Origin of the sequence: Sporosarcina sp. USHLN248, assembly GCF_037144575.1 — a bacterium.
In the GTDB taxonomy this organism is placed as follows: Bacteria; Bacillota; Bacilli; order Bacillales_A; family Planococcaceae; genus Sporosarcina; species Sporosarcina contaminans.
Window position 1 is genome coordinate 43,739 of sequence record NZ_JBBCZC010000009.1, and the last position, 16,227, is coordinate 59,965.

Genomic DNA, 16,227 nt, shown 5'->3' on the forward strand with positions numbered 1-16,227 from the left:
TGTCTATTGAAGTCGTTTTTCAATGATCCCGTTGAGTGCTTAACAAGTTGTACTGAAATAAAAGGAGGAAAAGACTATGGATTACAAAGATACGTTGCTTATGCCGAAAACGGATTTTCCGATGCGCGGCAATTTGCCGAACAAGGAACCTGAAATGCAAGCAAAATGGGATGAAATGGATATTTATGCAAAGGTACAAGAGCGGACAAAAGGACGTCCATTTTTCGTTTTGCATGACGGACCACCGTACGCAAATGGAGATCTTCATATGGGCCATGCGTTAAATAAAGTGCTGAAAGATATGATTGTCCGCTATAAATCGATGTCGGGCTTTCATGCGCCGTATGTTCCAGGCTGGGATACACATGGTTTGCCAATCGAGCAGGCACTTGTCAATAAAGGGGTAAACCGTAAAGAATTGACGGTAGCTGAGTTCCGTAAAATGTGTGAAGAATACGCCTATGGGCAAATCGATAATCAACGCGCGGCATTTAAGCGGATCGGCGTGCGCGGAGATTGGGAAAATCCTTATATCACTTTGAAACCGGAATTCGAGTCAAGACAAATTCAAGTGTTTGGCGAGATGGCGAAAAAGGGGTACATCTATAAAGGATTAAAGCCGGTATACTGGTCTCCGTCAAGTGAATCCGCATTGGCAGAAGCGGAAATTGAATATAAAGATAAAAAGTCCCCATCCATCTATGTAGCATTTCCAATTAAAGACGGCTTAGGAGTCGTAGAAGAAGATGTAAGGATCATCATTTGGACGACAACGCCGTGGACGATTCCTGCTAACCTTGGCATTTCTGTTCATCCGGAATTCACATATGCGATTGTTGAAGTCGATGGCCAAAAATTCTTATTAGCAAAAGATTTATTGGAACACGTCGCGAATGAAATTGGTTGGGATGACTACAAAGTGATCCGCGAGTTAAAAGGGGCAGAATTGGAACGCGTTATCGCAAAACATCCACTATACGACCGTGATTCACTCGTCATGTTAGGAGAGCACGTCACAGCGGAAGCTGGAACAGGCTGCGTCCATACAGCGCCTGGCCATGGGGAAGACGACTTTTACGTGTCGAAGCAATATGGCATCGATGCATTATCGCCGATCAATGATCGCGGTGTCATGACGGATGAAGCACCGATGTTTGAAGGTTTATTCTACGAAGATGCGAATAAAGAAGTAACGAAAAAGTTGGAAGAAGAAGGCGCATTGCTGAAGCTTTCATTCATCACTCACTCCTATCCGCATGACTGGCGCACGAAAAAGCCTGTTATTTTCCGTGCGACTGCTCAATGGTTCGCTTCTATCGAGTCGTTCAGAACAGAACTGCTTGAAGCGATCCGGAACACGAAGTTCACTCCATCATGGGGCGAAACACGATTGTACAATATGGTTCGCGACCGCGGCGACTGGTGCATTTCCCGTCAACGTGTTTGGGGCGTTCCGATTCCGGTCTTTTATGCTGAAAATGGAGAAGCGATTATCACTGATGAAACAATCGCACATGTTGCGCAATTGTTCCGTGAACACGGATCAAATATTTGGTTTGAACGAGATGCCAAAGATCTTTTACCAGAAGGTTTTGAACATGAAGGAAGCCCGAATGGAGTCTTTACGAAAGAGACAGACATTATGGACGTCTGGTTCGACTCCGGTTCGACTCATCAAGGCGTATTAGTGGAGCGGGATGACCTGAATTATCCTGCTGATCTTTACTTGGAAGGGTCTGACCAATATCGCGGCTGGTTCAACTCTTCTATTACAACAAGTGTTGCAATTAATGGAATTGCACCGTATAAAGGATTGCTAAGCCACGGATTTACATTGGACGGAGAAGGACGCAAGATGAGTAAGTCGTTAGGGAACGTCATTCTTCCTTCTAAAATCATGAACCAATTGGGTGCAGACATTTTGCGGCTATGGGTATCATCTGTCGACTATACTGCGGATGTCCGCGTGTCTGATTCGAATTTCAAACAAGTTTCCGAAGTGTACCGCAAAATCCGGAACACACTTCGTTTCTTGCACGGCAATGTTGCTGATTTTAACCCGGAAACAGATCGTGTTGCATTCGAAGATCTTCGTCCGATCGATCAATATGTTTTCATTAAATTACAAGATTTAATCAAAGATGTACGTTCAGCATATGACCACTATCAGTTCTCTGATGTGTACCATGCTGTCAATACGTTCTGTACTGGTGATTTAAGTTCGTTCTATCTTGATATTGCGAAAGATGTTGTTTATATTGAAGGAGCGGATCACCCACATCGCCGTGCAATGCAGACAGTTATGTATGATTCGTTAATGGCATTACTTAAATTATTGACGCCGATCCTACCGCATACGACGGACGAATTATGGGGCTATTTGGAGAACGTTGAAGAAGAAAGTATTCAATTGACGGATATGCCTGATCCGGTCGAGCTGGGCGATACAAAATCGCTTCGTGAGCGTTTTGGCACGTTAATGCTTATTCGAGATGATGTATTGAAAGCGTTAGAAGAAGCGCGTAATGCGAAAGTAATTGGCAAGTCATTAGAGGCGAAAGTGACTGTCGCTCTTCCAGAGCAACTAAAAGATGTTTTTGCTTCAGATGATGTTGACTATGCACAATTCTTCATCGTTTCCAAATTCGAAGAAGGAAAAGAAAGCGACTTGCCAGAAGACGCATTGAAGTTAGATACGGTAAGCGTTGCAGTTGAAAAAGCTGATGGCGAAAAATGCGACCGTTGCTGGACAATTTCCGAAACAGTCGGTTCCAGTGAAACACATCCGACACTTTGCAGCCGCTGTGCAGACGTTGTAGAAAAATACTATTCATAATACCGTTAAGGTTGTTCATCCATTGGTGAATTCCATGGGTGAACAGCTTTTTTATTTCCCCCTCAAGTTATCAATCATAATCTGCTTCGATTTGTGGTAAAATGAAACAGATATTGTCGGACGGGGGTTTTTGGATTGTTCATTTATTATGGTTTGGCATTACTATTAATTTTATTAGATCAATTAACGAAATGGCTCGTTGTTCATAATATGAACTTAGGCGAAAGAATACCGATTGTAGATCCTTATTTGGCCCTTTTATCGCATCGAAACAAAGGTGCTGCCTGGGGGATGCTTGAAGGGCAAATGTGGCTTTTCTACGTAGTGACGGTGCTTGTCGTTGCTGGAATCATTTATTTCTTCCATAAGGAAGCGAAAGGAAGCCCGTTATTAGGTGTTAGTCTCATGTTTTTGTTAGGGGGAGCGATCGGCAATTTTATCGATCGGTTGTTTAGAAAAGAAGTTGTCGATTTTATTGACGTACTCATCCCAGTTGTCGATTATGATTTCCCGATCTTTAATGTGGCTGATGCCGCATTGACAGTTGGAGTCGCGCTTATTATTATCCATGTCGTGTTAGATGAAAAAAAGAAGAAGAAAAAGGTGGCATAATGGAACCGTTTGAAATAGAAATCAACGAAGACCTGCAAAACTCTCGAATTGACAAGGTTTTGTCGACGGTCAATCCGGATTGGTCTCGCACTCAAATTCAGCAATGGGTAAAAGACGGCGCAGTTCTTGTTAATGATAAAGCCGTCAAGCAAAACTATAAAGTGAAAAAGGACGATCAAATAGTTGTCAATGTTCCTGAAGCTGAAGAATTGGATGTCATAGCTGAAGATCTTCAATTAGATATTGTTTATGAAGATTCTGATGTCATCGTCGTCAATAAACCTCGCGGCATGGTCGTCCATCCGGCACCAGGTCATTTGACTGGCACATTGGTGAATGGACTCATGCATCATTGTAATGACTTATCGGGCATTAATGGCGTCTTGCGTCCAGGCATCGTCCATCGAATTGACAAAGACACGTCTGGGTTGTTGATGGTTGCTAAAAATGACCAAGCCCATGTCTCATTAGTCGATCAATTAGTCGATAAATCGGTAACCCGTGTTTATACTGCAATTGTTCATGGCCATATACCACATGACCAAGGGACAATTGACGCTCCGATCGGCAGGGACCAAAAAGACCGTCAAAGCATGGCGGTTGTCGATAACGGAAAACATGCAGTCACCCACTTTAATGTATTGGAACGGTTTGGAGATTTTACATTAGTCGAGTGCAGGTTGGAAACAGGCCGGACACATCAGATACGTGTCCATATGAAATATATCGGCCATCCATTGGCGGGTGATCCAAAATATGGACCGAAGAAAACGATCGACTTTGGCGGACAGCTTTTACATGCTGGCACAATTGGCTTCATTCACCCAAAAACAGGGGATTATATGGAGTTCACAGCGCCTTTGCCTCATGATTATTTGCAAGTGCTGGAGAGATTGCGCACAAATAAATGATTGACATATGAATTTAACGCCTATATAATAGGCAAAGAATCAAATAGCGATACCTTTAAAGTCAGTCCAGAGAGGCTGGGAAGGTTGCACGGAATGTACAGTAGAATTGCTGCGCGCAATTTACCTGTATGCTTTTTTCTGCACGTATACCCTCCCGCCGAATGGCAGGAGGTTTTTTTGCGTCCTGCTACGGTGAAACGGAGTGCATAGTCCGAAAAACCTTGCAAAAAATATTAATAGATGTATAAGGAGGCAATCATAATGGCTGAAAAAGCTAATATTTTGGACGAGCAGGCGATTTCGAGAGCGATCACTCGCATTGCCCATGAAATCATTGAACGGAACAAAGGAATCGATGACTGTATTTTAGTCGGTATAAAAACGCGAGGAGCAGTAATCGCAAAAAGACTGTCCCAAAAAATCGAACAAATCGAAGGAAAACCGATTTTAATGGGTGAATTAGATATTACTCTCTATCGTGACGATTTACAAATTCGTCATGAAAACCAAGAGCCATTCGTTCACCAAGTAGATATTCGACATGATGTAAAAGAGAAAAAAGTTATCTTAGTAGATGATGTTTTATACACCGGAAGAACTGTTCGGGCAGCAATGGATGCAGTCATGGATTTAGGAAGACCAGCTTCTATCCAGTTGGCAGTATTAGTTGATAGAGGGCATAGAGAGCTGCCGATCAGACCCGATTTTGTCGGCAAAAATATCCCGACGTCAAGCGAAGAAAAAGTAGTGGTAAACGTCGTAGAACAAGACGGCGATGATAGCGTAAAAATACACGAAAAATAATAACACCTATCGGGGGTACATGGGAAATGAACAATAAAGTATTGGATGTACATGAAAAACCGGCATTTCCAAGATGGGTGGCACTGAGCTTACAGCATATGTTCGCAATGTTCGGGGCGACAATATTAGTACCTACATTGGTTGGATTGAGCCCGGCAATCGCTTTGTTAACGAGCGGACTGGCAACAATCGTATTCGTAGCGGTTACAAGATTTAAAGTTCCGGCATACCTTGGCTCCTCATTCGCATTCATAGCGCCGATTCAAGTGGCGACCGCAACTGGCGGCATCGGAAGCGCAATGATTGGAAGCATGTTCGTAGCTCTCGTATATGCACTCGTTTCCTTGCTGATTTTCACAACAGGATCAAATTGGATCATGAAATTACTCCCGCCTGTAGTAGTCGGACCGGTCATCATGGTGATTGGACTTGCAGTCGCGCCGACGGCTGTAAACATGGCGAGTACGGTTTCAGTAGGCGGCGAAGACGTGTACAATTTGCTGCACTTCTCCGCAGCGATTGTCACATTGGCAGCAGCGATTATTTGTATTATGTTTTTCAGGGGAGTCGTCAGTCTAATGCCGGTTCTGATCGGAATTATTGTCGGTTACATTTACTCTGCCTTCATAGGGATTATCGATTTCTCACCTGTAAAGGAAGCGGATTGGATTCAAATGCCGGCGTTCCTCATTCCCGGTATCGATTACGATTTTGTTATCACACCGACATTATTGGCAATTATGGTGCCGATCTCAATCGTTACAATATCAGAGCATATCGGACATCAGTTAGTTTTAGGGAAAGTTGTTGAGAAGGATTTCATTAAAGATCCGGGACTAAACCGTTCGTTGTTAGGAGACGGATTAGGTACTTTAATTAGCGGACTGTTAGGAGGTCCTCCGAAAACGACATATGGAGAAAATATCGGAGTAATGGCGATTACTAGAGTCTATAGTGTTTACGTCATAATCGGTGCGGCCGTATTCGCGATCGCGTTTGCTTTCATAGGCAAACTAATGGCGGTCATCGAGACGATTCCACAAGCAGTTTTAGGCGGCATTTCAATTTTACTGTTCGGAATCATTGCTTCATCAGGATTGCGGATGTTAGTTGACCATAAAGTGGATTTTGGCAACCAACGCAATTTGATTATCGCGTCGGTCATCCTTGTTATCGGAATTGGCGGAGCAGTGATCCATATAAGTGAAACCTTCCAAGTTGGCGGCATGGCACTCGCGGCAATTGTAGGTGTGCTGTTGAATCTGTTGCTGCCAGGGAGGACAGACGAGACATTATCAGACGCAACTGAATAGAAAAACCTTTTAATATTGTACAGAGATGCAAGGAAAGGTTCGTTCGGCAAATAGCCATCTATGACGATGGTTTACTTTGTCATACATAACGGGCCTTTCCGATGAGGAAAAGGCCCGTTATTTTTTAGGAGGAGACCCGGCAGCATGAAAAATCTTTTATCAATGAAACAAATAACTGAAAAAGAGATTACTGAGTTTTTAAACCTTACCTCTCAGTTTAAAAAAGATGGCATTCAAAAGCTTTCACAAAATATAGCGGTAAGCAATTTGTTCTTCGAGCCTAGTACAAGAACAAAAACAAGTTTTGAAATGGCGGAGCGTAAATTAGGCTTGGAGGTCATTCCGTTTGAAGCCGGTTTCTCAAGTACATTAAAAGGAGAAACGCTATATGACACGATTAAAACTCTTGAAGCAATCGGTCTTGATGCGGTCGTCATCCGGCATCCGGAAGACGGTTATTATGAACGGCTATGTGATCGAACCTCGCTCTCTATTATCAACGCTGGTGATGGATCTGGGCAGCATCCAACACAATCATTATTAGACTTATTTACCATTCGGGAAGAGTTTGGCACTTTCCAAGGTTTGAATGTTCTAATCGCAGGAGATGTCGATCATAGCCGAGTAGCACGTTCGAATGCAGAAGCGTTGAACAAGTTAGGTGCAAATGTCAAGTTTCTTTGTCCACCTGAATGGGCGGGAGAATTCGAAGCTATATCCAATTGGGATGATGTAGTCGAAGAGAGTGATGTCGTCATGCTTCTAAGAGTACAGCATGAACGGCATGATTCGAAAGCAACTTACACGAGTGAACGTTATCACGAGTTATACGGGCTAACGATTGAACGAGAAGCGAAAATGAAAAAGGATGCGATCATCATGCATCCGGCTCCGGTGAACCGGGGGGTTGAAATTGCGGATTCATTGATCGAATGTAACCGTTCAAGGATTTTTAAACAAGTGGAAAACGGAGTTTACATACGAGCGGCAGTGCTTTACACAATTTTGAACGGGAGGCTATAACATGGATAAATTGATAAAAGAAGTTCAAATGTTGAATGAAGCAGGTGAATTGATCACTGCTGATGTCCGGATAGTGGATGGAAAGATCGCTGAAATTGGCATAGGTTTAGAGAGTGACATAAAGGAAGTGATTGAAGGGGAAGGTCTCTTTTTATCACCGGGTTTTATTGATGTGCATGTTCATTTACGGGAGCCGGGCGGTGAGCATAAGGAAACGATTGAAACTGGTACACTGTCAGCTGCGAAAGGCGGCTATACAACAATTTGTGCTATGCCGAATACCCGACCAGTACCGGATACGAAAGAAAATTTGGCACGTATTAATGAATTAATTGAAAAAAATGCCCATATCCGCGTACTACCATATGCATCGATCACGATCAGGGAGGCTGGAAAGGAAAGGACGAACTTATCGGAGTTAAAAGAACAGGGCGCATTCGCATTTACAGATGACGGAGTCGGAGTACAATCCGCGGGTATGATGTTCGAAGCAATGAAAGATGCTGCGGAGATCGATATGCCGATCGTTGCCCATTGCGAGGATAATACACTGATCTATGGCGGAGTTATGCATGATGGGAAGCGAAACAAAGAGCTTTGTTTGCCAGGCATCCCTTCCATCGCGGAATCTGTTCATATTGCCCGCGATATTTTACTGGCAGAGGCTGCAGGTGCTCATTATCACGTATGTCATGTAAGCACGAAAGAATCTGTTCGGGTCATTCGAGATGCGAAAAAAGCAGGCATCCATGTGACGGCTGAAGTGAGTCCACATCATTTGATATTAAGCGAGGAGGATATCCCAAGGAATGATGCTGATTGGAAAATGAACCCTCCGCTGCGTTCGGTAGAAGATCGAGAGGCATTGAGAGAAGGACTGGCAGACGGGACAATCGATTTTATCGCAACAGATCACGCTCCGCATACAGCAGAAGAAAAGGCGGCGGGTTTTGAAAAAGCACCATTTGGCATCACTGGATTTGAAACAGCATTTCCTCTTCTCTACACAAGCTTTGTAAAAGAAGGGAAATGGACGCTGAAACAGTTGATCGATTGGATGACGATCAAGCCTGCTGAAGTATTCGGCTTGCCTTACGGAAAAATAGAAGTTGGAGCACAGGCTGATTTAACGCTTATCGATTTGAAGTTAGAACGCGAAATCGATCGGAAAACGTTCGTTTCGAAAGGAAAAAATACGCCATTTGACGGAGCGGTATGTGTCGGATGGCCGGTTATTACAATTTACGGCGGCAATATCGTCTGGGAGGATGGTCAACTATGAAAAGATATCTTGTATTGGAAGACGGAACGATATTTGAAGGGAAAGCATTTGGTTCTGAACGGGCATCGTTAGGAGAGACGGTTTTCACGACAGGGATGACCGGGTATCAGGAAACAATTTCAAACCCTTCTGGCTTCGGTCAAATCGTTGTTATGACATATCCTTTGATTGGCAATTATGGCATTAACCGAGATGACTACGAGTCAATCGAGCTATCCATTAACGGTATTGTAGTCCGGGAAGCGAGCGAAGAACCGTCTAATTTTCGCAGTGCGATGACTTTAAGCGAGCTATTGAAATTGAAAGGAATACCAGGCATTGAAGGAATTGATACACGTAAGTTGGCTAGGATTCTACGGGAAAAGGGCCCGTTGAAAGGGAAGCTGACAGCGGCAGGTGAAGATTTGTCTGTAGAACACACTCTTATGGAGTTAAAAGAATACGAATTACCTATAGACCAAGTGGCACTTGTCTCTACTAAAAAGCCTTATCCAAGTCCAGGTCGCGGAAAACGTGTAGTCGTTATTGACTATGGGTTGAAGCACGGGCTTCTACGTGAATTAAACAAACGTGACTATGACGTGATCGTTGTTCCTTACAATACTTCAACTGAAGAAATTTTATCATTAGTGCCGGATGGCATTTTGCTGTCGAATGGGCCGGGCAACCCTGAACACGTGGAAGGGGCAGCTGAAACTATTCGTGAATTAATCGGCAAAGTTCCGCTTTTTGGGATCGGGTTAGGGCATCAATTACTTGCGCTGTCATTCGGCGCGAAGGTGAAAAAAATGCGCATCGGGCATAATGGAGGAAATTATCCGGTAAAAGACTTGCAAACTGGCCGCACCGAGCTCACTTCCCAAAGCCATGGCTTTGCTCTAGATGAAGAGTCATTGGAAGGAACAGGGCTTGAAGTGACACATAGAGCGTTGAATGATCACTCTATCGAAGGAATACGAAGCAAGCAATATGCGGCATTTTCGGTGCAATTCCATCCAGAAGCATCCCCTGGACCGACAGATGCCAATCACTTATTCGACCGTTTTGCACAACTAATGAACGCAAATGGAGAGGAGCATACAAATGCCTAAAAGACAAGACATCGAAACCATTTTAGTAATCGGCTCTGGGCCGATTGTCATCGGGCAAGCTGCCGAATTCGACTATGCAGGGACACAAGCATGCCTTTCATTGAAAGAGGAAGGATATCGCGTTATTCTCATCAATTCAAACCCTGCAACAATTATGACCGATACAGAAATTGCAGACAAAGTATATATCGAACCAATCACGTTAGAATTCGTCAGCCGCATTATAAGAAAAGAACGTCCAGACGCGCTTCTCCCGACTTTAGGAGGGCAAACCGGACTGAATATGGCAATCGAATTGCAGGAATCAGGCATTTTAGACGAATTGGGCATTGAAATTTTAGGAACAAAATTAGATGCAATCCATCAAGCAGAAGACCGTGATTTGTTCAGATCGTTAATGAATGAATTGAACGAACCTGTGCCGGAAAGTGACATCATTCATAATTTGGATGAAGCGAAAGCGTTCGTTGAACAAATCGGCTACCCGGTTATCGTTCGTCCCGCTTTCACATTAGGAGGAACGGGCGGAGGGATTTGCTATGATGAACGCGACCTTGAAGAAATCGTTGCGAGTGGATTGAAATATAGCCCAGTTACACAATGTTTGCTTGAAAAATCAATAGCCGGTTACAAAGAAATTGAATATGAAGTAATGCGCGACTCTGCTGATAATGCTATCGTCGTTTGCAATATGGAGAACGTAGATGCAGTTGGCATCCATACTGGAGACTCGATCGTTACTGCGCCATGCCAAACATTAACGGATCGGGAGCATCAAATGCTTCGAAATGTATCGTTGAAAATTATTCGTGCCTTGAAAATCGAGGGAGGATGCAACGTTCAATTGGCACTTGATCCACATAGCTTCAAATATTACATCATTGAGGTAAATCCACGTGTCAGCCGTTCTTCCGCTTTGGCATCTAAGGCGACAGGCTACCCGATTGCGAAGTTAGCAGCAAAAATTGCCGTCGGATTGACATTGGATGAAATGATGAATCCAGTTACTGGAACGACGTACGCTTGCTTTGAACCGACGATCGACTATGTCGTCACAAAAATTCCGCGTTGGCCTTTCGATAAATTCGAGTCTGCGAAACGGAACTTAGGAACGCAAATGAAAGCAACAGGAGAAGTAATGGCGATCGGCCGCACTTTCGAAGAATCAATTTTAAAAGCTGTTCGTTCATTGGAAACTGGCCAGTTTGGACTGTCGCTAAAACATGCAGAGAATTTGGCCGATGATTGGATCGAAAAACGGATAAAGCGCGCAGGAGATGAGAGGCTGTTTTTCATCGGAGAAGCCTTGCGACGAGGAGTCTCCATTCAAACAATTCACGAATGGAGTCAAATTGATCTATTTTTCCTTCGCAAATTTGAGAAAATCGTTCAATTCGAAGCAATATTAAAGAAGCATCCATTCGATGCAGAAAAACTTTATGAGGCGAAACGAATGGGCTTCGCTGATGTGACGATTGCCCAACTGTGGGATGCGAATGAAAGTGAAATTTACGAATTCCGCAAAGAAAATGGCATAATACCGGTATATAAAAAGGTCGATACATGTGCGGGCGAATATGATTCCGAAACACCATATTTTTATGGAACCTATGAAGAAGAAAATGAATCGTTGAAAACAGATAAGAAAAGCGTCGTAGTTTTAGGCTCAGGCCCAATTCGTATCGGCCAGGGCGTTGAGTTCGACTATGCGACCGTCCACTCAGTATGGGCGATTCAACAGGCTGGCTATGAAGCAATCATCATAAATAACAACCCTGAAACAGTATCAACCGACTTCTCTATTTCCGATAAACTATATTTCGAGCCGCTTACGTTGGAAGATGTAATGCATATTATCGACTTGGAGCAGCCGGAAGGCGTCATCGTTCAATTTGGCGGACAAACAGCGATCAACTTGGCTGCGGGATTAAAAGAGCGTGGAGTCAAAATTTTAGGAACAACACTTGAAGATATTGATCGGGCGGAAAATCGGGATAAGTTCGAGCGTGCATTGCATGAAATCGGCATTCCACAGCCTTTAGGTAAAACGGCGGTTTCAGTGCCCGAAGCAGTTGCCATTGCAAATGAAATCGGCTATCCGGTTTTAGTGAGACCATCCTATGTATTAGGTGGAAGAGCGATGGAAATCGTCTACCGTGAAGAAGAGCTTCTTCATTACATGGAAAATGCAGTAGAAGCAAGCCCAGAGCATCCCGTATTAATCGACCGATACTTAACAGGTACAGAAATCGAAGTTGATGGCATTTGTGACGGTGAAAATGTGCTCATCCCTGGCATTATGGAGCATATCGAACGTGCGGGCGTTCACTCAGGCGACTCAATCGCAGTATATCCTCCGCAAAATCTGTCCGCTTCGATGGTCGAAACGATTGTCGATTATACGAAGCGACTGGCGTTAGGCTTGCGCATAAAAGGCTTGCTCAACATTCAGTTTGTCATTTCAGAAGGTCAAGTGTATGTCATTGAAGTAAACCCTCGTTCAAGCCGTACGGTACCGTTCATGAGTAAAATTACGAACTTGCCGATGGCGAATATCGCTACGAAAGCTATATTAGGGCAATCAATCATTGAGCAAGGCTATGAAACAGGTTTGGCGGAAGCACCAGCTGGTGTTTACGTTAAAGTGCCGGTCTTCTCATTCGCGAAATTACGAAGAGTCGATATAACGTTAGGGCCTGAAATGAAATCGACAGGTGAAGTTATGGGGAAAGATATCACTCTTGAGAAAGCCTTGTACAAAGGGCTTGTCGCTGCAGGAACGGAAATAAAGGAATATGGCTCTGTGCTCATGACGGTTTCCGATAAAGACAAGGAAGAAATCGTCGGTCTCGCAAAACGTTTTACGAATATCGGTTACCGTATTTTAGCGACGGAAGGCACCGCTAAAGTTTTAGAGGAAGCTTCGATACAAGTGAAAACGGTTGGGAAAATCGGTTCACACGGCCCGACTTTGATTGATGTCATTCAAAAAGGGGATGCTCAGCTCGTCATTAACACGTTGACGAAAGGTAAACAGCCTGAAAGGGACGGTTTCAGGATTCGACGTGAATCTGTCGAAAATGGCATTCCATGCTTAACATCAGTCGACACTGCGGATGCAATGTTGCGCGTCATTGAATCCATGACATTCCAAACGGAAGAAATGCCGAAACAGCAGGTGATCCACTCATGATGAAAGATCGTATGATCGTGCAATCACAGAGGAAGCTATCGGATAAGATTTATGAGATGAAATTGAAAGGCGACTTGGTCGGGGAAATTACGTCCCCCGGCCAATTTGTCCACATTCGAGTGACGGATTCCTTTGAACCTTTATTAAGACGCCCAATTTCAATCGCTGCATATGATCAAGCAGAAAAACAAATGACGATCATCTATCGGGCTGAAGGCCGGGGGACAACGATTCTTTCTGAAAAACGGGCGGGCGATGAGATGGATGTATTAGGGCCGTTAGGGAACGGTTTTCCTGTTACAGAAACGGCTTCTGGAGAAACAGCTGTTTTAATCGGAGGAGGAATCGGCGTCCCGCCACTTTATGAGCTATCGAAACAACTAAATAAAAAAGGCGTTCGATGCATCCACATCTTAGGATTTCAGTCGTCTGAGGCGGTGTTCTACGAAAAGGAATTTTCACTCTTAGGTGAGACGTATATTGCAACTGTTGATGGCTCTCAAGGAACGACGGGATTCGTAACAGATGTAATGGGTCAGATCGAAGAGGAGTTTGCAACTTATTATAGCTGCGGACCAATGCCGATGTTAAAAGCTGTGCAAGCTACCTACTCGGGCAAGAAGGGATTTCTATCTTTTGAACAGCGGATGGGCTGCGGAATTGGAGCTTGTTTTGCATGCGTTTGTGAAACTTCGGACAATGTTAGTAAGCCTTACGTAAAAGTTTGCTCAGATGGTCCTGTATTTGAAGCGGGGGTTGTATCAATATGAATCGTTTATCAGTAGATCTGCCTGGATTGCAGTTAAAAAATCCAGTTATGCCAGCATCGGGATGCTTTGGATTTGGGAAGGAATATGGAATGCTCTATGATCTTTCCATATTAGGAGCCATTATGATTAAGGCGACTACACTTGAAACAAGGTTCGGCAATCCGACCCCACGCGTTGCAGAAACAGCATCGGGCATGCTCAATGCGATCGGTTTGCAAAATCCCGGTTTGGATGGTGTTATGAAAGAAGAGCTGCCTTGGCTGGAACAATTCGATGTGCCGATCATCGCAAATGTGGCAGGAACGGAAACGGCCGATTATGTGGAAGTCGCGAAAACGATTTCAACTGCTCCAAATGTAAAAGCATTAGAATTAAATATTTCTTGCCCAAATGTCAAATGCGGAGGGATTACTTTTGGTACTGATCCTGAGCAAGCATACGAATTAACTGCGGCAGTCAAAGCGGTTTCAACAGTGCCGGTATATGTGAAACTATCCCCTAACGTAACGGATATAAAAGAGATTGCAAAAGCAGTTGAAGCGGCAGGAGCTGACGGCATTACGATGATTAATACATTAGTTGGCATGCGGCTTGACAGGAAGACCGGCCGTCCGATCATTGCTAATGTGACAGGGGGGCTATCCGGTCCTGCGATTAAACCTGTAGCAATCCGAATGGTATACGAAGTGAGTCAAGTTGTTGAAATTCCGATTATTGGAATGGGAGGGGTATCCGAAACGGATGATGTGATTGATTTCCTTTCTGCAGGCGCAAGTGCTGTTGCAGTTGGCACAGCAAATTTCGTGGATCCTTTCATTTGCCCGACGATTATTGAAGAGCTTCCCGTAAAATTAGATGAATTAGGTGTTGAGCATATATCAGAGATCGTAGGAAGGAGCCACCGATTATGAAAACATCCCCGATTATTGCCTTAGATTTTGATTCATCGCAAAAAGTATTCGATTTTCTGAGCTTATTTGAAGGCGATATGAATGTAAAAGTCGGCATGCAGCTTTATTACAAAGAAGGTCCTGCAATTGTCCATCAGTTGAAAGAGGCAGGATTTGATGTGTTTTTGGATTTAAAGCTTCATGATATTCCGAACACTGTAAAATCCGCAATGGAAGTTTTGGCGAAGTTAGGCGTTGACCTTGTCAATGTCCATGCGGCGGGCGGTAAATCGATGATGGAAGCGGCTCTTGAAGGATTGGACAAAGGTACGCCCGCAGGAAATAGACGCCCATCCATTATCGGAGTTACACAGCTCACTTCTACAGATGAAAAACAGATGAGGGAAGAGCAGCTAATAGACACATCACTTCGCGAATCGGTTCTGCACTATGCGAAACTTACACAAGCATCCGGTTTGGATGGTGTTGTCTGCTCCGTTCATGAAGCTTCCTTGATTAGCGAAGAATGCGGCGTAAACTTTTTAAAAGTGACACCGGGCATTCGACTTCCGGAAAGCGGAAAGCATGATCAAATTAGAATCGCTACTCCTGAAGAAGCGAGACGACAAGGATCCACACATATCGTAGTAGGCAGAGCAATTACAAACGCGGCAGATCCTTGCGCAGCTTATGAGACAATACACTCAAAATGGAAAGGGATGGATGGAGAATGAATAAAAAGGAAATTGCAAATGTTTTATTGAATGTTGGAGCTGTGCAATTAAGTCCGGAAGACCTTTTCACTTGGGCATCAGGCATCCAATCTCCAATTTATTGCGATAATCGGTTGACGATGTCAGATCCAAAGGGCCGCAAACAAATAGCGGAAGGGCTTGCCGATTTGATCAAAAAACATTTTCCTGAAACGACGCTTATTGCTGGTACAGCGACAGCGGGCATTCCACATGCAGCATGGGTTGCGGATCGATTAGACTTGCCGATGATCTATATACGTTCAAAAGCGAAAGGGCATGGCCGGAGCAGGCAGATTGAAGGGAAAGTGTCCTCAATGGATAAAGCAGTCATTATCGAGGATTTGATCTCAACGGGGGGCAGCAGTTTGAATGCTGTTGAAGCGCTTCGTGCTGAAGGGGTAGAAGTATTAGGTGTCGTTTCGATTTTTACATACGAATTAGAAACCGCAAATATGGCTTTTGCAGACGCAGGCTTGCCTTATTATAGTTTAACGGACTTTGGAGCATTGGTAGAAATGGCAAAGGAGAACGGATCAATCGGAGAGAATTCGATTGCTGATCTACTTGAATGGCATAATAAATTGAAAGCCGGTCTATTGGCTTGAAATGATAACAAACATGCAGAATCGAATGGTAGTTCTGCATGTTTTTTCGTTCACTTTGCGATCACCTGTCAATCTTCGAAAAATCGATACAGATCGAAACATTCCCTATTGGATGATATAATGAGAAACAGAAATTAAATGG

The 16,227-nt window shown here is 43.9% G+C and carries 13 protein-coding genes; all 13 read left to right on the forward strand.

The window, feature by feature from the left end:
• The first annotated feature begins 76 nt into the window (after positions 1–76).
• The 13 genes from ileS to pyrE all read left to right on the forward strand — a co-directional run bounded on the left by ileS (position 77) and on the right by pyrE (position 16,085).
• On the forward strand, positions 77–2,836 hold the full coding sequence (gene ileS, locus WFH04_RS05405) for an isoleucine--tRNA ligase (protein ID WP_336823045.1): 2,760 nt from the start codon (positions 77–79) through the stop codon (positions 2,834–2,836).
• A gap of 135 nt (positions 2,837–2,971) precedes the next feature.
• A complete protein-coding gene (lspA, locus tag WFH04_RS05410; RefSeq protein WP_336823046.1) occupies positions 2,972–3,448 on the forward strand; it encodes a signal peptidase II in 477 nt (158 codons plus the stop codon).
• Complete coding sequence (locus tag WFH04_RS05415) at positions 3,448–4,359, forward strand: RluA family pseudouridine synthase (protein ID WP_336823047.1); 912 nt, start codon at positions 3,448–3,450, stop codon at positions 4,357–4,359. The genes lspA and WFH04_RS05415 overlap by 1 nt, the downstream gene beginning before the upstream one ends.
• A gap of 261 nt (positions 4,360–4,620) precedes the next feature.
• Positions 4,621–5,163 carry a bifunctional pyr operon transcriptional regulator/uracil phosphoribosyltransferase PyrR gene (gene pyrR / locus WFH04_RS05420; protein WP_336823048.1) on the forward strand — a complete coding sequence of 181 codons (543 nt, stop codon included), beginning with the start codon at positions 4,621–4,623 and terminating at the stop codon, positions 5,161–5,163.
• A gap of 26 nt (positions 5,164–5,189) precedes the next feature.
• On the forward strand, positions 5,190–6,476 hold the full coding sequence (locus WFH04_RS05425; RefSeq protein WP_336823049.1) for a uracil-xanthine permease family protein: 1,287 nt from the start codon (positions 5,190–5,192) through the stop codon (positions 6,474–6,476).
• Between the two features lie 144 nt (positions 6,477–6,620).
• Positions 6,621–7,499 (forward strand): aspartate carbamoyltransferase catalytic subunit, encoded by an 879-nt coding sequence (locus WFH04_RS05430; RefSeq protein ID WP_336823050.1) that lies wholly within the window; start codon positions 6,621–6,623, stop codon positions 7,497–7,499.
• A 1-nt stretch (position 7,500) separates the two neighbouring features.
• Positions 7,501–8,781, forward strand: a complete 1,281-nt coding sequence (locus WFH04_RS05435) for a dihydroorotase (protein ID WP_336823051.1) — start codon at positions 7,501–7,503, stop codon at positions 8,779–8,781.
• Positions 8,778–9,872: a carbamoyl phosphate synthase small subunit gene (locus WFH04_RS05440; RefSeq protein WP_336823052.1), complete on the forward strand. Its 1,095-nt coding sequence runs from the start codon at positions 8,778–8,780 to the stop codon at positions 9,870–9,872. Before WFH04_RS05435 ends, WFH04_RS05440 begins: the two co-directional genes overlap by 4 nt.
• Positions 9,865–13,065, forward strand: coding sequence for a carbamoyl-phosphate synthase large subunit (gene carB / locus WFH04_RS05445; RefSeq protein ID WP_336823053.1), 3,201 nt, complete (start codon positions 9,865–9,867; stop codon positions 13,063–13,065). The genes WFH04_RS05440 and carB overlap by 8 nt, the downstream gene beginning before the upstream one ends.
• Entirely contained in the window at positions 13,062–13,835 is a 774-nt protein-coding gene (locus tag WFH04_RS05450) for a dihydroorotate dehydrogenase electron transfer subunit (protein WP_336823054.1), read from the forward strand. Before carB ends, WFH04_RS05450 begins: the two co-directional genes overlap by 4 nt.
• Complete coding sequence (locus WFH04_RS05455; protein WP_336823055.1) at positions 13,832–14,746, forward strand: dihydroorotate dehydrogenase; 915 nt, start codon at positions 13,832–13,834, stop codon at positions 14,744–14,746. Before WFH04_RS05450 ends, WFH04_RS05455 begins: the two co-directional genes overlap by 4 nt.
• Positions 14,743–15,459, forward strand: a complete 717-nt coding sequence (pyrF, locus tag WFH04_RS05460) for an orotidine-5'-phosphate decarboxylase (RefSeq protein ID WP_336823056.1) — start codon at positions 14,743–14,745, stop codon at positions 15,457–15,459. Before WFH04_RS05455 ends, pyrF begins: the two co-directional genes overlap by 4 nt.
• Positions 15,456–16,085 carry an orotate phosphoribosyltransferase gene (gene pyrE, locus WFH04_RS05465; RefSeq protein ID WP_336823057.1) on the forward strand — a complete coding sequence of 210 codons (630 nt, stop codon included), beginning with the start codon at positions 15,456–15,458 and terminating at the stop codon, positions 16,083–16,085. The genes pyrF and pyrE overlap by 4 nt, the downstream gene beginning before the upstream one ends.
• Positions 16,086–16,227 lie beyond the last annotated feature (142 nt).